Source organism: Methanobrevibacter acididurans, from assembly GCF_046197875.1.
Lineage (GTDB): Archaea > Methanobacteriota > Methanobacteria > Methanobacteriales > Methanobacteriaceae > Methanobrevibacter_A > Methanobrevibacter_A acididurans.
Genome location: NZ_CP166991.1, coordinates 83,324 through 104,666 on the forward strand (window position 1 = coordinate 83,324; position 21,343 = coordinate 104,666).

The window sequence follows — 21,343 nt, forward strand, 5'->3', positions numbered from 1 at the left end:
CATTTCTTTTATTTTTATTCTTCAATATTTAAAGTTTTTTTAAAATTATTTTTTATATTTTTATTAAGTTCTACATTTTCATATTCTTCATAATCACATTTATCTAAAGTGAACATAGCTAATTCATATATTATTTTATTCATACTCCTTCCAAGATCTGTTAAATAATATTCGGTAGTGACTGGGCTTGTGCTTAAAACTTTTTTTCCAATAAGATTGTTTTCTTCCATAGTTTTCAAGCAATTTGACAGTACTTTATTACTTAATCCAGGTTTATTTTCTAAAAATTCTTTAAAGTGTTTTTTCCCAAAGAATAGGTCTCTAATTATTTGTATTGTCCATTTTTTATTAATTAAGTCTAAAGCTTTATCTACAGGACAACTTACTCCACAATTTTTTGTATTAGTCATAAAAATTTTTCTCCTAATATATTTTAAAAATTTTAAGGATTTATTATAACTTATTATAATTTTGACTATATAAAAAATTAATATTTTTTAATAAATCTTTTAATAGTTACTAAATAGTTACAAGTAACTTTTTACTTATAACTATTTTAAAATAGTGGAGTGGATGGAATATAATGTAATTAACATTAATTATTTGTTACTTAAAGGTAACTTAGTTACTAAAAAGTTACAAAATCTTTATAATACTGGTTGTTAATAATACAAAATGAAGTTAAACAGTTAACTTTGAAAACAACAATTTATTTAGAATTTTTTTACATATTACAGAATGATATGCAAAAAAAAGAATTTAATCATAAGGAGAAAAATTTTCATGAATGATGTAATAAACTTTTTAAAAGAAAACCCAATTCAATATGTAGCAACTGTAGGACTAGATGGGAATGCGAAAGTAAGACCTTTAATGTTCTACTTAGAATCTGACGGAAAATTATTTTTTTGCACCAATAATCAAAAGCCTGTATATAATGAATTAAAATCAAATTCAAATTTTGAGCTTGTTGTTGCAAATCCTGAATTCAAATGGTGTAGAATAAGTGGTCAAGCAGAGTTTGTAGATGATTTAAATATAAAACAAAAAATCATAGATTCAAACGAATTAGTAAAAACACTTTATCAAACACCAGATAATCCAATATTTGTAGCATTTTATATTAAAAATGGAAAAGCAGTTATAAGAGATTTTTCAGGAGAACCTCCTAAAAAATATGATTTATAATTAAATAATAAATTTTTAGAATTTATTTTTTTATTTAAAAAAAGTGGAAAAAATTTTACTTTAATTTGTAAAATTTTTTATTTTCCATGATTCAAATTTTTCAAAGAGTTTTCAGAATTCCTATATTTTAGTATTTCACTTTTAAGTACTTTATACACATTTTCAGCACTAATTAATGGTGTTGGTACATCCCATTCTATTGGATGTAACATAAATGGTTTACTTTGTGTTCCACCTATGCCTCCATGACTTCCAACTAATTCTTCAAATGCACAAATTTCTTCAGTTTCAGGGTTATAAAAACTGTTTACTAAAATATCTGGAGTATATTTAAAACTATTACTTCTTCTTAAATGTTGTGGAGCATTTTCACCAAATACTTTTAATGGATTTTCTCCTTCAATTTTATCTTCATTTAAATAGTAAACACCATTAGCACCAATAGCTATTGGACCGAATTCTTCAGAATCTACCATTATAAAACCTATACCTTCTTGTTTAACAAGTCCAGGTATAAGATTTGGGAATAAATTTTTAATTTTTTCATAGGATAATCTTTCTTTAAATTGTGTTAAATAAACCATTGCTAAATTTCCTGAGGCTAATACTATAACTTCTGATTCTTCCGGTTTTTTATTTTCAGTCCGGAAAACTTTTTCATTAGTAACATACTCTAAAACATCTTCAGTTCTATCTGTAATGTTATCTATACCATTTTTAATAGAATCTCTTGCACCTTTTAATGGTGAAAACATTTTTGAATAGTTCTCATTAGAATCCATATTACTATATAAATTCATATCTTCAGGCAATAAACTTCTTACATAATTTTCAAAACTAATTCCATATCTTTGTTTAAATGTAGCACCATTTCCTTGCCCATGATCAGATTGTATTACAAATTTATATGGTCTATCTGCATATTCACTTGCTTTTTCTAAACGATTAAACTGTTTATCTAATTGTTTTAAACATTTGAATGAATCATTATCTCTTATTCCTGTATGATGTGCTATCTCATCATACCCTAAATATGTTGCATAAGTAATGTCAATATCTCCTACTAACATGTCTCCCATAATTGTTTCAGTGGTAATTTCTCTCATAAGAACATTAGCACCTGCTCTTGTAGGTATAAATGCTAAACCTCTTCTAATACGAGGTTGAACATTTCTTAACCAATGAGTTATTTGGGAGATTATTTCTAATATCATTTCCCAAAAGAATAATATAATTATACTTGGAAATCTATTAGGATTTGCGAAGAGGTAATACCAAGTTGTGTTATAAAATTTTTTAAGATTTTTTATTTTACTAAAGGTTAATATTACATCATCAGTATCTCCTGAAAATAAGTTGGAACGGCTTGCACCATCATCTACTAGTAAACCATTCCCATCGGATATTCTTTTTTCTATCATTGGAGCATCTGAAAATCCTGTAGATGTTACAATTTGATTATTATGTTCTTTTTCAACCCATCTAAATGCTGTAATATTTTCATTGTTTCCGTGTAAGATACCTGCCTGACTAGCACCTGTTTGGCTTGAAAGATCAGTTTCCCATTCTGTAACAGCATGACTTCCTCTTTTTACCCAATTAGATAATGTTGGCATATATCCTTTTTTCATAGCTTCTTCAAAAATTTCTTTTGCTAATCCATCAATTTCTAAAATTATTATCCCCGGATATTTTTTTGTTGTAGGATGTCGTTTTTTAATTAAATCTCTAGTTACAGTTCTATAATATGAACTTTCACTATCTAATGTAAGGACTGCTGATAAAATTGTTGTTATTAATGCCATTCCTAAAGGAGCTAAAATAAGTGCAGGACCATCAATAGTTAGTCCTGGAGTAAATAAACTTAAAATATAAATTAATAATCCATCCATTATTAAGGTTCCTATTCCAATTGTATATACTAAGAAAGGTAAGAAAAGTCTTGTTAGTAATGGCCAAATTAATGCATTGATAATTGCTAATGCTATTACTGCAACTACTGCAGTTTCCCAACTTGTTACAACCAATCCTACATTTGCATTTGCTATTAATAAGAACCCTATAATTTCTCCAATTAAAACTACAATTGACCTTCCGATTTTTGATGAAGTACTTACTTTTTCAGGTTCTACTGGTTCGTTTGTTATGTAATCAGTTGTTTCTTTTATTTTTGGTCTAATATCTTTAGAATCCATTTTAATCAATTTTTTGTGTTATTTTTTAATTAAAATTATTATTCACGCTTCAATAATTTATTTAAACCTTTTTCAAATTTTTCATAGGTTTCTGAATTTTTATACATTGATTCTATATTCTCTAAACTTAATGCAAGGATGTTTTCATTTGTTTGCCCTTTATTTTCATCTTCTTCTAATGATTCTTTTTCACGTATTTTTTCCTGAACAATAGGACTTTTTAAATGGAAAATAGTTATCTCCGGTGGGCAATTAAGTCTAAACCAAAAAATATTAGTACCTAGTCCTCGACTTGTGTATTGAATCATATTGCCTACTTTATATTTTCCTACAGGATATTTTCTAGAGTAAGAACCTCTAAAAAGTGTAGTATTTATCCCAGGTATAATAAATTGTCCTCCATGTGAATGTCCAGATATTTGTAGACTAAATTTTCTACTAAGTGAACTTAAATCTGCAAAATCAGGTTCATGGGCAAGTAAAATAGCAGCACTTTCATCAGGAATTTTAGTTAAAACTTTTCCAAGATTATCTTCACCAACCATCATACTATCCACACCTGCAACATATAATTCATGTCCTTCTTTATTTAACACAAAAACATCATTGCTAATATTGTGAATATTTGCATTTTTCAATACTTTTTTAATGATTTTAGGACTTAACCAATGGTCATGATTTCCAAGTACTGCTAATGAAACATCCTTTGGTTTTAACTTTTTTAAGGAATCTTCTAAATCATCTTTAACATCATCTATATTATAAGATACATAGTCTCCAGTTAAAGTTACCATATCAGGTTTATGGGAATTTACAATACCAACTACACCATCTAAATATTCTGGTGTCATCCATTGTCCAAGGTGAATATCACATAAATTAATTATTTTATAATTGTGAAAAATAGGATCTAAATTTTTTATTTCTATATCAATGTTTATAACTTCAAAATCTTCAGGATTAAAAGTGATATTTTTCACTTTTTCCCTTGTAACAGTCATAACTTCTTGAATAGTTTGTTTAGCTTCAAAAGCTGCTGGTTTTTTTTCACTCAATAAAATCACTATATATTAATTACTTGTAATTATTTTATTGTTTTGAAATAATTTATACTTTTTTCTATAATTTCATATATTAAAAAATAGAAATAGAATACTCATGTTAGTTAATGCGGATTTACATATCCATAGTTGTTTTTCTATGGCAACATCTAAAGATATGTTAATTAATAATATTGCTCCTAAAAGTAAAGAAAAAGGTTTAAATCTTGTTGGTACTGGAGATGCTTTTCATCCTGGATGGTTAAATATAATTGAAGAAAGTACTGAGTATAAAGGTGATGGGGTTTATTCAAAAGATGATTGTGACTTTATTTTAACTACTGAAGTTGAGGGGAAAAGTCGAATTCATCATTTAATTTTCATACCTACAATTGAAATTGCTCGTGAATTATCTGATAAATTAGTTTCAAAAAATAAAAATTCAGATGGTAGACCAAGAACCAAAATGGATGGTGCTGAAATATTAGAAATGGTTAAAGAGTATGATTGTATGATTGGTCCTGCTCATGCTTTCACTCCTTGGACGGGAATGTATAAATCGTTTGATAGTATTTATGATTGTTATGATAAAAAGCCTGATTTTATTGAACTAGGTTTATCTGCTGATACTAATATGGCAGATACAGTAAGTGAACTTCAAGACTTTGTATTTCTTTCAAATTCTGATGCTCATTCTCCATGGCCTCATCGTTTAGGTAGGGAATTTAATCAAATTGAAATGGATGATATATCATATTCTTCTCTAAAAAAAGCTATAAAAAATAAAAAAGTTACTAAAAATTATGGTTTATACCCTAATTTAGGAAAATACCATATGACTGCATGTACTAAATGTCATAAATTAATTGATCCAGAATTAGCTAAAGAGGATAAGATGAAGTGTACTTGTGGAGGTAAAATTAAAAAAGGGGTTGATTATAGAATAAATGAGATTTCATCTTGGAAAGAACCTCATCATCCAGAACATCGTCCAGATTATGTTCATTTAATGCCTATGGCTGAAATTATTAGTACAATTTATGATAAAGGAGTTACTACAAAATTTGTTCAAGGTAAATGGCAAAAATTAGTTGATGCTTTTGGTCCAGAAATCACAATTTTAATTAATACACCTATTGAAGAGATTGAAAAAATTGATTTAGAAACTTCTAAAGCTATTGAAGCTTTTAGAAATGGAACTGTTAATGTTATTCCTGGAGGTGGGGGTAAATATGGTGAAATTTCTTTTGATGAAAAATTAATACCTAGAGAAACAGAATCTATTGATAATAGACTTACTCTAGATAATTTTTAATTCCTTTTTTTTAATTTATTGTGATATTTTTTTGTTTGAATTTAGAAGCTCTTAATGAATTTCCTACTGCAATTAATGTTAATCCCATATCACCTATTAATACTGCTTCCCATAATTCAACATAACCACAAATTCCTAAAATGATTAATAATCCTTTAACTGTTAATGTTAATATGATGTTTTCTTTAACAATGTTCATGGTTTTTTTAGCTAAATTTATAATATAATCTATTTTACTTATATCATCATTTATAAGAATAATATCTCCAGTTTCTATTGCTGCATCTGCTCCTTCCATTCCCATTGCTATTCCTACATTGGCTCTTGCAAGTGAAGGTGTATCATTTACTCCATCTCCTACCATTGCAACATTACTGTATTCTTTTATCATTTCTTCTGTAATATTCACCTTATCTTCTGGTAGGAGATTACTGTAATATTTATCTAATCCAGTTAAAGATGCTACATTTGCTGCAATTTCATTATTATCTCCTGTTAGCATTATTGTTTTAATGTTTTTATTTTGTAGTTGTTTAATTGTATTTGGGGTTTTTTCTCTGATTTTATCTGCTAAGCTTATGATTCCAAGGATTTCTTTTTCATTACTTAATATTATGCTTGTTTTGTTAATATTTGGATTTTTATTTTGTAAGGTTTGAATTTTTTTGTTAAATTCTGGATTGAATTGGAATAATTCTTTTTTACCTATATAATATTTAGTATTATTTATTGTGCCTTCTAATCCTTGTCCAGATATTGATTTGAAGTTTTCTACATTTTCTAAATTTATATTATTTTTTGATTTATATTCATTAAATGCTTTAGCAATAGGGTGTTTAGATTTATTTTCTAAACTACAGGCTATATTTATTATTTTGTCTTTTTTAAATTGGGGTGCAGTGATTATTGATTTTATTTCTAGTTTTCCTTCTGTTAATGTTCCGGTTTTATCGAATAATATTGCTTTTATATTATTTAATTCTTCAATATATTCTCCCCCTTTTATTATAATCCCATTTTTAGTTCCTGCAGTTAAAGCTGAAACCATTGAAAGTGGTGTTGAAATTACTAATGCACATGGACAAGAGATCACTAATAAAACTAATGCTCTATATATCCAAGTATTAAATGTTTGTTGGAAAATTAATGGGGGGACAATTGCTACAATTACTGCTAATAATACTATGGTAGGTGTATAATATTTTGCGAATTTATCAATAAATAAGTCGATATGTGCTTTTTTTTCTTCGGATTCTTTGATTAAATCTATTATTTTAGCGAATATTGTATTATTTGATGATTTAGTTACTTTTATTTCAATGTATCCTTCTTCATTTATTGTGGAGGAGTATACTTCGTCTCCTATTTTTTTATTTATTGCTAAACTTTCTCCTGTAATTGATGATTGATTTACAGATGTGTTTCCATTTATTATTATACCATCAACAGGAATTTTGTCTCCAGGTTTTACAATTACTATATCATCTATTTCGACTTGGTCAATGTTTATTTCTATTTCTTTTCCATTTTTTTTAATGGTTGCTTTATCTGGACTTAATTTTATTAAGTTGCTTATTGATTTTTTTGATTTATCTATTGATAAATCTTCTATGAATTCTGCTATGAAAAATAATAATATTAATATGGATCCTTCTAATCCATCTCCTAATAAAAATGCTCCTATTGTTGCAATTGTTACTAGTAATTCTATTTTTATTTCTTTGTTTAGTAATGATTTTATTCCATGTGTTATGATTTCTTTTCCAACTATTATGACTTCTATTAATAATATTATTTGTGATATTAAGTTTGAGGATATTGGTCCTATTTGGAATGTTGTAAATTTATTAATATATATTCCTATTAAAAAAATTATTGATCCTATAAGTATTGTATAAATTGATTTTTTGTAACTTTCAGGTTCTTCTTCTATATTTTCTAGTATTCCTTTTTCACATGAGCATTCGGTATGTTCATGGTTGTGTGTACATGATTTGCTATGAGTGTGTTCACTGTTTTCATGTTCATGATGGTTATTTCTCATATTCTTCAGCTTCTGTTATTAACTTTGTTATTTGATTGTTGTTTAATGAATAAAATACTCTTTTATTTTTTTTTCTGAATTTCACCATGTCATTGCTTCTTAATAATCTTAATTGGTGTGATATACTTGATTGGCTCATATCTAAAAGTAATGATAATTCGCATACGCATAATTCTTCGTGTTCTAATGCGGAAATTATTCTTAATCTGTTGTAGTCTCCTAATAGTTTGAATAATTTTGCTATTTCGTTGTATGTTTCTTCTGTTTTCATTTTTTTATTTACTGTTTCGAGTAAATCTTCTCTTATACTTTTGATTTCACAAATATTCTCTTCAGTCATATGAATATCTATTCATATGTACATATATAAATGTTTTTATTTTTTTAAAAAAAATATTATTAAAAATAGAAGAAAAATTTTTGAAAATTAAAGTGTGAAATATAATAAAATTTAGTATAAAATTTTATTTTAAAAATAGAATATTATTATAAAAAGTAGTAAATGAAATCTGTAAAATTTAAATGAGAAAAATCAGTTTAAAAAAAGTTTAAACGGACCCGCCGGGATTTGAACCCGGGACCTTCGGATTAGAAGTCCGACGCCCTATCCAACTAGGCTACGAGCCCTCATTAACAAGATGTATTAACATCTGTTTTTTATACTATATATATGTATCTATTAAAATAATTCATAAAAAAAATTGCAGAAAAATAAATTTTATTGACTAATCAATCAGATTAATCAATAATATAAATATTAAATTTAACCTTCTCCTATAACATTACCATTGCCATCAATGATAATACAATCTACAGTATTTCCGTTTTTATCATGTACATAACAGTACCAATCATTATCTTTCCATACTGCAGCAGAAACAGAACATCCATCTTCTTCTACATGTTCATTAGCTATTTCTATTGCTCTAGTAGAATTTATATGGCTTGTAGTGCCACTTCCAGAATCTGAACCTCCACTACCAGAATTGGTTCCTGATCCAGAGTTTCCATTATTGGAAGTACTATGTCCACCATTATTTGATCCACTGGAACTTGTTCCACTAGAACTTCCTCCATTGCTTGATCCACTTGAACTTGTTCCTGAGCTTCCGCCATTAGAACTAGATCCTGAACTAGCAACATTAGAATCAGAATTGGAACTAGGTTGAGCATTTGAAGAACTACCAGCACTGTTTGAATCAGTTGCTTGGGTGGTATTGTTTCCTAATCCATTACCTGTACTGGCAAGGGAATCTGCTGAAGGTGTAAATCCTGCAAGATCTGAAAATGCATTATCAGGGTTTGTTAATCCGTATGCTGTAACTCCTGCAGCAATACATAAGACAACAATTACGGATATAATTATATTTGCATGATCCATTCGATTCACCTCGGTTTGCTATTTTATAAATAACTCAAAAATCTCTTTAAATATAAGACTTTTTTTTTTAATTAATAAAATTTTTTTTAAAAAATGTAACCTTTAAAAGATTTTTTTAAAGGATTTTTTATTACATTAAATTTAAAAAATGATAAAATTTAGTGGTTAAAAATTTTATTAATATATTATTATAAGTATCTTTACTATTATAAAGATGTTGGTTATTTAAATTGAATAGAGCAAATTTAATATTATCATTTTTTCATTTTTTATTACTTAGTTTTTTCTTTTTCATTTTAAATACTAATCATAGGGCTTTTATACCAATAGATAAAACACTATTTTTTTTAAAAATTTTATTTTAAAATTATTAATCTTTAATTTTGTTTTTAATTTATAAATATCTAATATTTTTCTTATTAATTTTGTTTTAAGTTTCTTATAATTGGAATTTAATCAAATAATTTTAATTATCATATATAAACCTTTCTTTTTGGTTCAAAACATAAGTTTATTAATACTATTTATTTTAAAATAATAATTGTTAGTTTCTAAAATTTTTTAAAAAATAAGAGGTGACACATTTGAGCGAAAAAATAGTTATATCTCCTACATCACGTCAGGAAGGGCATGCCGAACTTGTCATGGAAGTCGATGATGAAGGGATAGTTACCAAAGGTAGATACTTAAGTATCACTCCTGTTAGAGGCTTAGAAAAGATGGTTGCTGGAAAACCACCAGAATCTGCGATAGTATTATGTCAAAGAATTTGTGGTGTTTGTCCAATTCCTCATACTCTAGCTTCAGCAGAAGCAATGGACGATTCATTAGATATACAAATTCCAGAAGCTGCAGCACAATTAAGAGAATTAACAATTTCTGCTTCTAATATAAACAGTCATGCAATACACCATTTCTTAGTTGCACCGGATATAGTTCCTGAAAATCTTTTTAAAGATGCAGTAAATTCTGTAGGTACAATCCGTAAAAATGCACAATATGTTGTAGATATGGTAGCTGGTGAAGGAATTCACCCTTCCGATGTAAGAGTCGGTGGTATGGCAAGAAATATTACAGAATTAGCACGTAAAAAATTATATGCTAGATTAAAAGCATTAGTCCCTGTTGTGGATGATCATGTTGATTTAATCGTAGGATTAGTTGAAGATGCTGATTTCCCAGAAGGTTTAGGTGCAATTGACCAACCTGTATTTGCAAGTAGTAATGGTTACGGTGACAGAGACTTCTTTGATCTTGAAAGATACAGAGAACTTACTCCAGAAGCATGGTATGATGACCCTGAATTAGGTAAAAAAGCATGTACATCCGTACCTTTATACGATGGTGTAAATGTAGAAACAGGTCCAAGAGCAAGAGCTGCTAAATTTGGCGGATATACCGGTAAAGGTGTCAAAGCTCAACATATAACCAGAGCTTACGAAATGAAAAACTATTTATCTAAAGCACTTAATCTTTTAGATGAATTAGATACTTCTGCAAACACCATGGCTGATTTTGACCCTAGAGGAACAGGAAAACTAGGTGTAGGTGTAATTGAAGCACCTAGAGGTACTGATATCCATATGGGAGTAGTTAAAGATGGAAGAATCCAATATTATAATGCTTTAGTTCCAACAACTTGGAATATTCCAACAATGGGACCAGCAACTGAAGGATTCCACTATCAATACGGAGCTCATGTTATTAGAGCATACGATCCATGTTTATCATGTGCTACCCACGTAATGGTAGTTGATGATGAAGATAAGAGCGTTATCAAAAATGACATGGTGAAAATTTAAACAACTAATTGAGGGAAATTATGCCTTATGAAGCAGAAAATCTGGTAGTTGGTTGCGGAAACCTATTATTTAAAGATGATGGTTTCGGACCTTATGTTATCAAAGCCTTAGAAGAACGTTTTAAGGATAAAGAAATGCCAGAAGAAACTATGTTTATTGATGCTGGAACTAGTGCAACACATTATATATTTTCATTACCTGATGAAAGATGGAAAAAAATTATTGTAATTGATGTTGTAGAGTTTGGGGCTGAACCAGGAACACTTAAATATTTTAGTCCTTTTGATATGCCTAAAGGAAAATATGAAAGTGCTCACAGTTGGCCAGTAGAAGAACCCCTTCAAGACTTAGCCGAAAAAATGGATGTTATAATTGTGGGCTGTCAACCAGGTGAAATTACTGCACCTGATGTTGTGATGGGCTTATCTGACCCTGTTGAAAAGGCTATTCCTGAAGCAGTTGAGATGATTTTAAAGAAATTATAAGAGGTATGAGGGTTTAGCAATGTCTTTTATAGAAAGAATTAAAAGGTTTTTAGGCATTGGCTCTAAACCGGATGAATCTAAAGATGATGAAGCTAAAAAAGAAGCTATTAAAGAAGAATCTAAAGAAGAAGCTAAAAAAGAAGCTGTAGTAACAGCTAAAAAAGAGGCTATAAAATCTGAGGAAGTTTCTGAAAAAGCTAAATCATCTGAGCCAAAGAAAGAGAAATCTTCAAAACAGGAGGATGGAAAAGTGGCTGATAAACCAAAAATAGGATATATTCACTTAAGTGGGTGTACTGGAGATGGAATGTCATTAACTGAAAATTATGATATTCTTGCAGACTTACTCACTGACATGGTGGACATCGTTTACGGACAAACTTTAGTTGATGTATGGGATATGCCAGAAATGGATTTAGCATTAGTTGAAGGTTCAGTCTGTTTACAAGATGAACACAGTTTAAAAGAAATTAAAGAAATAAGAGAAAAAGCAAACTTAGTATGTGCTTTTGGATCTTGTGCATTAACTGGATGTTTCACACGATACTCTCGTGGTGGACAACAAGGTAATCCAAAACATGAATCATTTGTACCAGTTGGAGATGTTGTAAAAGTAGATGTTGCATTACCAGGATGTCCTGCATCACCAGAAATTATAGCAAAAACTGTAGTAGCTTTAATTAATGGAGATATGGATTATTTACAACCTATGTTAGACATGGCAGCATGTAACCTTGCATGTGGTTGTGATTTACAAACTAATGTTGTAAATAAAGCTTTATGTACTGGTTGTGGAACTTGTGTAATGGCTTGTCCTACAAGAGCTCTCACAATGGTTGAAGGAAGACCAGCTCATGATAAAGATAGATGTGTAAAATGTGGTTCATGTTATACACACTGTCCAAGATCTTGGTTCCCTGAAGAGCAAATTAAAAAGGATTTAGGACTATAGGAGGATTTAAATATGGTATTAGGTACTTACAAAGATATAGTCACTGCTAGAGCTACAGATAAACAAATCCAAAAAGTCTCACAAGATGGTGGAATAGTTACAGCATTATTTACCTATGCATTAGATGAAGGTATTATTGAAGGTGCAGTTGTTGCAGGTAATACAGATACTCCATGGCAACCTGAACCAACAATAGCTATGAGTGCAGATGAAATTATTGCTGCTGCTGGAACTAAATACACATTTTCCCCAAATAATGCTGTTTTAAAAGAAGCAGTAAGACAATGTGGTATTGAAAAGTTAGGAACAGTTGCTACACCATGTGAAATAATGGGTCTTAGAAAAATGCAATCTTACCCATTTTCCACAAGATTCTTAGCAGATAAAATTAAACTTTTAATAGGTATTTTCTGTATGGAAAACTTTTCCTATGCATCTCTTCAAACTTTCGTTGAATCCAAATTAAATGGATCCATGGAATTAACTGATAAGATGGATATTGGTAAAGGAAAACTATGGATTGAAGATCCAAAAGGTAACAGCGGATTAAAATTAAAAGAAACACACGGATATGAACAAGCTGGATGTAACATATGTAAAGATTATGTTGCAGAATTAGCTGATGTATCTACTGGTTCTGTGGGATCTCCTGATGGATGGTCTACAGTATTATCTAGAACTGATGCAGGTAAAACTATATTTGATGCTGCTGTCGAAGCTGGAGTTATTGAAACTAAAGCTGTTGACGAAGGTAAATTTGGTAAACAAATGCTTGAAAAATTAGCAGGTCAAAAGAAAGATAAAGCTGCAAAAGAATCTCAAAGACGAATGGAATTAGGATTACCTGTACCTTGGTAATTTGATTTCCTAAAGGTAATTCATTTTTAATTAAATGAATTTACCATTTTTCTTTTTTTATACTTATTTTAAAATCTTTTTTCATAATTTATATTTTAGAAAATTTTTAATATTCCTAATTTTTAGTTAAAATAAAAATAGATAGTCTAATTAATTTTTTTTGGTGATAAAAATTTGGTGGATATATTTTATAAAAATTAAAAAAAGTAATTTTATTTAATTATTATTTTTTTTATAATGTAGTTACGTTACAACCATCTGGTTCTACTATAACTGTATGTTCTTTTTGAGCAACCCATGCACCTGATTTTTCTTTAAGTGCAGCATAAGGATAGATAGACATTGTTTGTGATAATTTTCTAAGTGATGCATGTGCTCTGTTTGGATTAAATTTTTCGGTTATCCATCTGCCTGAAAATGGTAAGTCATGATAATTATTTTCTATATAATCTATTACTTTTTGATCATGTTTTATTCTATAAGGTTTATTTTTTAAGAATGAATAAATATAAGAATTTGGAGTATCATTTACTAAACCAATTCCATCTGTAGCAAAAGGTTCTATTGCAATAGCTTGTCCTTCTTTTAATTTAGTTGTATCGTGGTTATTTATATTTGGTATTGATAATCCTGCATGTAAATTCCATTTTTCTAAACTATGTCCAGTTAAATTACTTACGGGGTTTAGTTTATAATCAGTTATTGCTTCTTCAACAGCTTGACCTATTTTACCTATTTCCACTCCTTCTCTAACTGTGCTTATTGCTGCTTCTAACCCTGCAGCTGATGCTTCGATTATGTCTTGATTTTTATTTAATGTTTCTTCATCAAATAAATCTTCTAAATTGTCTCCAGGAACCATTATTGTTACAGCAGAATCTGCTATATATCCATTTATTTCTGTACCCATATCTAATTTAACTAAGTCCCCTGTAACCATTTTATTTGTATCATTTATTGGGGATGTGTAATGAGCGGTGATTTCATTTATTGATACATTACATGGGAATGAGATTCCTGCACCTGCTTTTAATGTTTCACTTTCTACATAATTTACTAAGTCTAATATAGGTAAATCATTTTTAATAAGTTTTACAGCATTGTTTCTTATTTTTGATAATATTTTTCCTGCTTTTTCGTAGGATTCTATTTCATCTGATTCCATTTTTTCTCCTTCATATTTTTTATTAATTTTTTTTTATTAGTATATCTACTTTTTTTGGTTTTATCCTTTTCAAAATTTTTATATACTATTTATTTTATATTTATAATTAGTATTTATTAATTAATAATTATTTTACTTAATTAATAATTTGGAGGAAAAAATTTTATGATGGCTTCAAATTTTGCAATTCCTAATCAATTATTTATTTTGATTTTAGCGGTTATTTTAGTTATTGTTATTGTTTTAGTTGTTGTTCAGTGGAGAAAAGTTGCTGAATCTAAAAATACAATTAATTTAATGGAAAAAGAGATTGAACTTAAAAAAATTGCTATGGTTGAAAAAGATTTGGAAAACAAACGATTAATGGAAAATCCTGTTCAGTTACCTAAAGATCAACAAGAACATCTTACTCAAATCAGAACTTCTACTGATGATGTTAGAGGAAATGTTGGTTATTTACATAGTGAAATCAATGAAAGATTAGCTAGATTAGAGGCACAAACTGAGCAAAAGAAATTAGAAGAAATGCTTAAAGATATTGAACAAAAAGAAAAGAAGCTTTATAAAAAGTAAAACTTTATTAGGAGAGTATGTGAATGGATATTGTGGAAATTGTAGCTATTATTATTCTTATTCTTGCTATTGTAATTTTGCTTTATTATATTATTAGTGCTAAATCTAATGTTTTAGATAAAGTTAAGGATTATGTTCCTGCTTCTATGGATACAGGTGAACCTGAAACTATGCCTTCTGGTGCTTATGATAATGAAGAAGATAAGGTTTCTATGGGAGATAAAATTAAATATACTTTTAAGGATGTTCCTAGTTCTTTAAATAATTCTACTGATCTTTTTTCTAAAAAGTTAGATTCTTTTTTAGATGAAAAAAGTGAGGAGTTAATTGAGGATTGGTCTTTAGTTACTAAAGATGATTTAAGTGATCTTGAAGAAAGATGCGATACTGCTTGTGAAAGTATTGATGATTTAGAAAAAAGATTTAATGATTATCAAACCAACACTGATGATAATATTGCTGATTTAGATACTAGATTAAAGGCTTTAGAAGATTTAGATAAAGACTAAATCTTTTGCTTTATTTTTTTTAATTTATTATGCAAAACCTTTATATAGTATGTTAACATAATTATATATATCCAATTCTTATGGATTATGATATTTTTTTATAAGAATTTTTAACTCGTATAGCAGGGTGGGGTAGTCTGGTGATCCCGCGGGGCTCATAACCCCGAGAGCCCTAGTTCAAATCTAGGCCCTGCTACTTATTTTTATAAACAATTTTTTTATACAATACTATTTTTTAATTAGATTATTTTTTGGAAAGTTTTTTATATTAAAATTTGTTTATATTATATTTATATGGTGCAAGCTGAAGACAGCTGCTGGTTTATATTTTTTATAAACTAAGGAAACTCCGCCCATCATTACAGAACTACAATGTTGAAAAACATATGCTGAGAAGTATGACTCTGGAGCAGAAACGATACGTCTTTTAATGAATGACTATGATGTTTAACTGATTGACATTAAAAGGAACGGTGAAACGGCCAATCTGTAGGATGCAAGGGCAAAAAATGCTGATGACAACTGTATGAGGCAAGGTAGTCCGCTAAGATGAATGCTGATAAAACAGAAGGTGGGTTATTCTCGGCAGGCACCATTATTTTTTTCATTTTTTATTTTTTCTTTTTTTTACTTAATTTATAAACTTCATTTGATATTTTTAAAGTATAATAGAAAATTATTTATTCTAGTTTAAATTAATTACATATCAATTCATTTAAATGGAGGTGAAAAAAGTTGAAAAAAATTAATAGATTAACACTGATATTTCTAATAATCTTTATTGTAATGGTTAGTATTGCATCAGTAACTGCTGAAAACAATTTTAATGACAATTCTCTATCTTCTTCCTCATTATTAAGTAATGAAAATATAAGTCAAATGTCATCTAATAATATTACACTATTAGATTCAAACGATACAAATACAGTCAATAGTGTATTGTCAGCAAATCAAAATTCATCAGAAACTATTAATAATTTAGCTGCAACAAATTCATTAGGTGTAAATAAACCTACAACCACAATAAAAGTCTTAGATTCTAAAAATAGTAGTTCAGGAAATTATAGTGAAGAAGGATTTTTAATTTCTAATGCTACTGTTAAAATCTATGATTCCAACAATCAACTTGTTTATTCTGGTATAACTAATAATGATGGTACAATAACAACTAACTTATTGGATTATGGAAAGTACACTCTCAATGTGGAATATTCTACATATAATCCTATTATGAAAAATTTCACAGTGGATTCATTTAATACAGTAACCGATGTTCGTTTTATTCCTGATATCTGTTTATTAGTTTATTATGGTGCACATTCTGAAAAAGTAGATTATTTAATGAATATTTCTAAAAGAGTTTATTATATTAATACTTATCCTGATTTTGAATCTAATAAAGTTTGGTTGTTAGATTATGCAAATTATATACAGTTAGATATGTATGCAGCGGATACTTATCAATTTGATACAAATATTCTTGTTAATTCTCCAGCAAATAAAAATTATATGGTTTCATATACATTTGGAGTTTATAATTCTACACTTCTTAAAAAAATTGGAATCAATTTTGTTGGAGCTAATTCAAGTAATAATACTCCTAATACATTAGCAAATACATATATTGGATCTTATTTTCAAGCAAATGATATAACTGATATGGATGTTTTAGAAAAAAATATGGAAAACTATTATGCATATATATTATATTTATTAGGGGATAGTAATGTAAACCCTACTTTAAATTCTAGTAGAACCCCATTATTATCATCTAGTTTTGGAATATATCATCCTAGTCTTGGAAAATTATGTTCCACTCCTAATCAAACTTTAATTAATCAATGGATTTTAGAAGATTCTGGATATAATAGTGATGGTCAAGGAAGTCTTAACTGGATGACTAATGAATATGTAAAATGGCAAGATGTAAATTCTAATGTTCAAACATTATTTAATCAATTTGAATCTTGGTATAAAAATTATAATCCTAATTTGAATTCTTCTTATGTGATTATTGCAAGTTATTATCCTGGAGGAAATTTAGTTGATTCAATGATAAAAAAATATGAATCTCAAAACCGTAGTGTATTTAATCTTTATCAAAGTTCAACAAGTCCATCTATTGCTTCTTTACTAACAACTATTTATAATATATCTACTAAAGGTGTTAGCCTTGTTAATTCATTGTATTCATGGTCTATGGATTATGAAAATATGGGAAATGGCGGTGCAATTAGTGCGTATGCTCAAATGAATATCAATATTATAAGAGCTTTAAACGAAGTAAGTGAAACTAGTTATTTAAGTACTTATGGTCCACAAACAGAATGGACTTATGCAGTAACTATACCTAGTTTCGAAGGTGTTTATGGAGCTATTCTATGTAGTTATCTTGATGAAAATGGAACAGAAGTAGTCATAGATAGTGGTGTAAATAAATTAGTTGAAACTTCTCTTGGTTGGGTTAATCTTAAAGAAAAAAATAATACAAATAAAAAAATAGCTGTAGTATTATATGATTATCCACCAGGTAAAGGTGAAATTGGAGCATCATATTTAGATGTCTTCACTAGTGTACATGATTTATTAATACAATTATGTGATGCCGGTTATGATATTGGAATGAGTAAAGATCAAATTCCAAATGTAACAACATTATATACAATTATTTCAGAAATGGGAAATAAAGGTGTATGGGCTCAAGGTTTATTAAATCAGTATGTGGAAAAATATTATAATAATTTAACAGAAAATGGACAATTAATTGATTTTAATAAATATTTAACTTACTTTAATTCATTAAATAAAACTCTACAAGATAAATTAGTTGAATATTGGGGATCTAGTATAGGAAATGTAATGGTTTATAATAGTACTTATATTGTAATTCCTGGAATGTCTTTTGGTAATATATTCATAACATTTCAACCAAGTAGAGGATGGGAAAATGTAGAAGATTATCATAGTTCTTATCTTCCACCTTCACAACAATATGTTTCATTTTATAAATGGTTACAAAATGATTATAAAGCAGATGCTATAATCAATATGGGAACTCATGGAACTATTGAGTTTTTACCTGGACGATCTATAGGTCTTCAAGCTGATGATTGGACATTTGAATTGATGAGTATTCCAACTATTTATCCATATATAGTATCTAATCCTGGTGAAGCAATGGTTGCAAAAGATAGATTAGGTGCATTAGTTATTAGTCATATGACTCCTGCAACTGTTATATCTGAATTATATGGTAATTTAACTACATTAAATACTTATATTACAAATTATGAAACTGCAATTAAGAATAATGCTTCAGATTTAGCTTCTCAGTATGAAAAGTTAATACTTAATATGTCAAGCAGTCTTGGTTATACTCAACCTAGTGAAAATCAAAGTTTTATTACTTGGGTTGATGATTTACATGAACAACTTGAAGATTTATCTAATGATGTAGTAACATTAGGATTACATACTTTAGGTGTAGGTTTAACTGGTGATGAATTAATTCAAGAGGTAATAACTATTGTTGCTTCAAGAACTTCTATTTATGATGATATTTTGAGCATGCTTTATCCTAATCTTTCTAAATTAGGTTATTATTCTGTATTACATAACACTAATTATACTAAAGAAGTGGATATTATTCAAGGATGGCTTACTGAAGTCGTTACATATTTAGTTTCTGGTCAAGAAAATTTAAGCGATATTGCTACATTATGGAATATTTCTAAAGATTCAGATTTTTATAATTCTTTAGTTTTTGCTAATTTTACAATTACCAATTTAGTGAATAATTATGAATGGGAATCAATTATAAATGCTTTATCTGGAGGATATGTTCAACCAGGTTTAATGGCGGATCCTTCTTATTCAGATAGTTTACCTACTGGTACAAATGCTTATACTGTAGATACTACTAAAATGCCTTCTAAAGCTGCTTGGGAAACATCTAAAAATATAGCCAATAAACTATTAGTTGATTATTATGAAGCTCATGGTAAATTCCCTGAATTAGTTGGTTTAATTATATGGGGTACTGAGTTACTACGTACTGAAGGTATTGGTATAGGTGAATTCTTATATTTACTTGGTGTTACTCCAACTTGGTCTACAACTGGTACAGTTACTGGAATAGAACTTATTCCTTTAGATGAGTTAACTGTAACCTTATCTAATGGTACTGTATTAAATAGACCTCGTGTTGATGTTTATGCAAGTATTGTAACTAGTAATGTAAAATGGATAAGTCTTTTAGTAGGTGCTGTTGATTTAGTTTATAATAGTACACCTAATGAAGATGCTACTGTTAATATGGTTAAAAAGCATTATGCTGAAAATCCAACTTTAGATAGATTATTTGGTTTACCTGGTGCAGTTCTTGAAGGAACTGGAATGAGTGATTTTATACCTAATACAAATAAATGGCAAAATGATACTAATGTTAAATCCACTTTAGCAGATATTTATCTTTCAAGAGTATCTTACTCTTGGACTATTAAAGATGGTAAATTAGTTATTACTCAAAAAAGAGGGGATTATGAATATTTACTTAAAAATGTTGATATAATTACTCAAAATATAGATAGTACTTGGAGGTTCTTAGATTCTGATGATTATTATGATTGGTTTGGAGGAATGGTTGGAGCATCCAAGTATCTAGGTGGAAAAGCTGATACTTCTGTAGTTGATATTAGAAATAAAAATGATATTATCACCCGTACACTTTCAGAAGAGTTAGAGTTTGAGGTTCGTTCAGTTATATTAAATCCAAAAGTACAAGCTTCCTTACTTGGAGATAACCCTTCAGGCTGGCAAGCTTATGCTAAAAGATATGAATATATTTTTGGTTTTGAAACTGTAGCTGGTGGAAATTCAAATAGTAATTCTGGTGGCGGTTCTTCTACTGGTGGTTCTTCTAGTGGAACTGGTTCTAGTTTATTCTCTAATGGGGTTTATGATGCTTTAGCTCAGAATATTATTGGTATAAGTTCATCAGCTAATGCGGATTATAAAGCTGTTTCATTCCAAACTTCTGCTGCTTGGATGGTTTATTCTTATCAGAAAGGTTATTGGAAAGCAGATAAAACTACTTTAACTAAATTAGTTGATACATATGTTCAATCTGTTGTTCAATATGGATTTGCTTGTTGTCACCATACTTGTGCTAATTTAGAATTTAATAAAATGGTGATGCAGATGTCTTCTCTTTCACCAGAGACTAAACAGCAGTATTCTGATATGTATGAAGCAATGACAGGTAGTAATCAAGCTTGTTATTCTTCTAACGGGGGTAATACTAATCCTTCAAGTGGTGGAACTTCTAGTTCTGGCAGTCAAGGTGAGTCTGGTAGTTCATCTTCTGGATCTTCTGGTAGTTCTAGTACTGGTAGTGCTGGTTCTTCTTCAAGTGTTGGTACTTATGATCAGTCAAGTAGTTCGGATAGTAGTTCTAGTGATAGTTCAGGTTCTAATAGTAATAGTAACTCTCAACAAGATTCTAGTAAAGGTCAATCTTCTGATTCTGGATCTTCTAGTAAAGGTGATGCGTATGAAATGTCTACATCTTCATCTTCTTCCAATCAATCTAAAGGATCTATGCCAGTAGCGGTTATTGCTTGTATTCTTGTTTTATTAGCTATATTTGGATTTGGATATATTAGAGCTAAGAAAAATAATGATGATGATGATTATTAATCATTATTATTTTTTTATTTTATTTTTTTTTCAATCTTACTTTATTTTTTTAAGGTAAACTTTATTACTTACTTTTTATTATACTTTATATATACTCAATTTAGATTTATTTTAATAAATTTCATTTTATTAATTAATA

Annotated in this window: 15 protein-coding genes, 2 tRNA genes, 1 other RNA gene and 1 pseudogene; 11 read left to right on the forward strand and 8 right to left on the reverse strand. The window is 28.6% G+C overall.

All coding sequences use genetic code 11. The annotated features are described in order from the left end of the window. Positions 1-14: 14 nt before the first annotated feature. Positions 15-410, reverse strand: coding sequence for a winged helix-turn-helix transcriptional regulator (locus ACA135_RS00390; protein WP_409198350.1), 396 nt, complete (start codon positions 408-410; stop codon positions 15-17). Between the two features lie 373 nt (positions 411-783). On the opposite strand from ACA135_RS00390, the gene ACA135_RS00395 reads away from it, so the two are divergent. Continuing rightward, positions 784-1,188, forward strand: coding sequence for a pyridoxamine 5'-phosphate oxidase family protein (locus ACA135_RS00395; RefSeq protein WP_409198351.1), 405 nt, complete (start codon positions 784-786; stop codon positions 1,186-1,188). A gap of 77 nt (positions 1,189-1,265) precedes the next feature. Here ACA135_RS00395 and ACA135_RS00400 read toward each other — a convergent pair whose 3' ends face one another. After that, the gene (locus tag ACA135_RS00400; RefSeq protein ID WP_409198352.1) at positions 1,266-3,383 is read right to left on the reverse strand and encodes a phage holin family protein; all 2,118 of its coding nucleotides are present in this window, start codon (positions 3,381-3,383) and stop codon (positions 1,266-1,268) included. A 215-nt stretch (positions 3,384-3,598) separates the two neighbouring features. Next, a pseudogene (locus tag ACA135_RS00405) lies at positions 3,599-4,438 on the reverse strand (metallophosphoesterase); the annotation flags it as partial. Positions 4,439-4,541: 103 nt separating this feature from the next. Here ACA135_RS00405 and ACA135_RS00410 point away from each other — a divergent pair. Further along, positions 4,542-5,738, forward strand: coding sequence for a TIGR00375 family protein (locus ACA135_RS00410; protein ID WP_409198353.1), 1,197 nt, complete (start codon positions 4,542-4,544; stop codon positions 5,736-5,738). A gap of 10 nt (positions 5,739-5,748) precedes the next feature. Here the strand turns inward: ACA135_RS00410 and ACA135_RS00415 are convergent, their stop codons facing one another. From ACA135_RS00415 to ACA135_RS00430, 4 genes are all read right to left on the reverse strand, one after another. After that, positions 5,749-7,782 (reverse strand): heavy metal translocating P-type ATPase, encoded by a 2,034-nt coding sequence (locus ACA135_RS00415; protein ID WP_409198354.1) that lies wholly within the window; start codon positions 7,780-7,782, stop codon positions 5,749-5,751. Continuing rightward, on the reverse strand, positions 7,772-8,122 hold the full coding sequence (locus ACA135_RS00420) for an ArsR/SmtB family transcription factor (protein ID WP_409198355.1): 351 nt from the start codon (positions 8,120-8,122) through the stop codon (positions 7,772-7,774). The genes ACA135_RS00415 and ACA135_RS00420 overlap by 11 nt, the downstream gene beginning before the upstream one ends. Before the next feature lie 213 nt (positions 8,123-8,335). Further along, positions 8,336-8,409 (reverse strand) — tRNA-Arg (locus ACA135_RS00425). 136 nt (positions 8,410-8,545) lie between these two features. After that, entirely contained in the window at positions 8,546-9,163 is a 618-nt protein-coding gene (locus tag ACA135_RS00430) for an endoglucanase (RefSeq protein WP_409198356.1), read from the reverse strand. Positions 9,164-9,747: 584 nt separating this feature from the next. Here ACA135_RS00430 and frhA point away from each other — a divergent pair. From frhA to frhB, 4 genes are read left to right on the forward strand one after another with little or no spacing between them, the layout of a single operon-like run. Next, on the forward strand, positions 9,748-10,965 hold the full coding sequence (gene frhA, locus ACA135_RS00435) for a coenzyme F420 hydrogenase subunit alpha (protein WP_409198357.1): 1,218 nt from the start codon (positions 9,748-9,750) through the stop codon (positions 10,963-10,965). Positions 10,966-10,985: 20 nt separating this feature from the next. Then, complete coding sequence (gene frhD, locus ACA135_RS00440; protein WP_409198358.1) at positions 10,986-11,450, forward strand: coenzyme F420-reducing hydrogenase, FrhD protein; 465 nt, start codon at positions 10,986-10,988, stop codon at positions 11,448-11,450. 19 nt (positions 11,451-11,469) lie between these two features. Further along, on the forward strand, positions 11,470-12,402 hold the full coding sequence (gene frhG / locus ACA135_RS00445) for a coenzyme F420 hydrogenase subunit gamma (protein ID WP_409198359.1): 933 nt from the start codon (positions 11,470-11,472) through the stop codon (positions 12,400-12,402). A gap of 12 nt (positions 12,403-12,414) precedes the next feature. Then, on the forward strand, positions 12,415-13,260 hold the full coding sequence (gene frhB, locus ACA135_RS00450; RefSeq protein WP_409198360.1) for a coenzyme F420 hydrogenase subunit beta: 846 nt from the start codon (positions 12,415-12,417) through the stop codon (positions 13,258-13,260). A 232-nt stretch (positions 13,261-13,492) separates the two neighbouring features. Here the strand turns inward: frhB and map are convergent, their stop codons facing one another. Next, positions 13,493-14,425, reverse strand: a complete 933-nt coding sequence (gene map, locus ACA135_RS00455; RefSeq protein ID WP_409198361.1) for a type II methionyl aminopeptidase — start codon at positions 14,423-14,425, stop codon at positions 13,493-13,495. A 168-nt stretch (positions 14,426-14,593) separates the two neighbouring features. Between map and ACA135_RS00460 the strand changes: the two genes are divergently transcribed. The 5 genes from ACA135_RS00460 to ACA135_RS00480 all read left to right on the forward strand — a co-directional run bounded on the left by ACA135_RS00460 (position 14,594) and on the right by ACA135_RS00480 (position 21,204). After that, positions 14,594-14,998 carry a hypothetical protein gene (locus tag ACA135_RS00460; protein WP_409199054.1) on the forward strand — a complete coding sequence of 135 codons (405 nt, stop codon included), beginning with the start codon at positions 14,594-14,596 and terminating at the stop codon, positions 14,996-14,998. 23 nt (positions 14,999-15,021) lie between these two features. After that, positions 15,022-15,507, forward strand: a complete 486-nt coding sequence (locus tag ACA135_RS00465) for a hypothetical protein (protein WP_409198362.1) — start codon at positions 15,022-15,024, stop codon at positions 15,505-15,507. Positions 15,508-15,628: 121 nt separating this feature from the next. Then, positions 15,629-15,703: transfer RNA gene (locus ACA135_RS00470), tRNA-Met, on the forward strand. Positions 15,704-15,806: 103 nt separating this feature from the next. Next, positions 15,807-16,098, forward strand: an RNA gene (rnpB, locus tag ACA135_RS00475) — RNase P RNA component. A 144-nt stretch (positions 16,099-16,242) separates the two neighbouring features. Further along, positions 16,243-21,204 (forward strand): cobaltochelatase subunit CobN, encoded by a 4,962-nt coding sequence (locus tag ACA135_RS00480; RefSeq protein ID WP_409198363.1) that lies wholly within the window; start codon positions 16,243-16,245, stop codon positions 21,202-21,204. Positions 21,205-21,343: the final 139 nt, after the last annotated feature.

Coding starts and splice junctions, on each gene's coding strand:
- ACA135_RS00390 (WP_409198350.1), bottom strand. CDS start 410: ATGACTAATACAAAAAATTGTGGAGTAAGTTGTCCTGTAGATAAAGCT.
- ACA135_RS00395 (WP_409198351.1), top strand. CDS start 784: ATGAATGATGTAATAAACTTTTTAAAAGAAAACCCAATTCAATATGTA.
- ACA135_RS00400 (WP_409198352.1), bottom strand. CDS start 3,383: ATGGATTCTAAAGATATTAGACCAAAAATAAAAGAAACAACTGATTAC.
- ACA135_RS00410 (WP_409198353.1), top strand. CDS start 4,542: ATGTTAGTTAATGCGGATTTACATATCCATAGTTGTTTTTCTATGGCA.
- ACA135_RS00415 (WP_409198354.1), bottom strand. CDS start 7,782: ATGAGAAATAACCATCATGAACATGAAAACAGTGAACACACTCATAGC.
- ACA135_RS00420 (WP_409198355.1), bottom strand. CDS start 8,122: ATGACTGAAGAGAATATTTGTGAAATCAAAAGTATAAGAGAAGATTTA.
- ACA135_RS00430 (WP_409198356.1), bottom strand. CDS start 9,163: ATGGATCATGCAAATATAATTATATCCGTAATTGTTGTCTTATGTATT.
- frhD (WP_409198358.1), top strand. CDS start 10,986: ATGCCTTATGAAGCAGAAAATCTGGTAGTTGGTTGCGGAAACCTATTA.
- frhG (WP_409198359.1), top strand. CDS start 11,470: ATGTCTTTTATAGAAAGAATTAAAAGGTTTTTAGGCATTGGCTCTAAA.
- frhB (WP_409198360.1), top strand. CDS start 12,415: ATGGTATTAGGTACTTACAAAGATATAGTCACTGCTAGAGCTACAGAT.
- map (WP_409198361.1), bottom strand. CDS start 14,425: ATGGAATCAGATGAAATAGAATCCTACGAAAAAGCAGGAAAAATATTA.
- ACA135_RS00460 (WP_409199054.1), top strand. CDS start 14,594: ATGGCTTCAAATTTTGCAATTCCTAATCAATTATTTATTTTGATTTTA.
- ACA135_RS00465 (WP_409198362.1), top strand. CDS start 15,022: ATGGATATTGTGGAAATTGTAGCTATTATTATTCTTATTCTTGCTATT.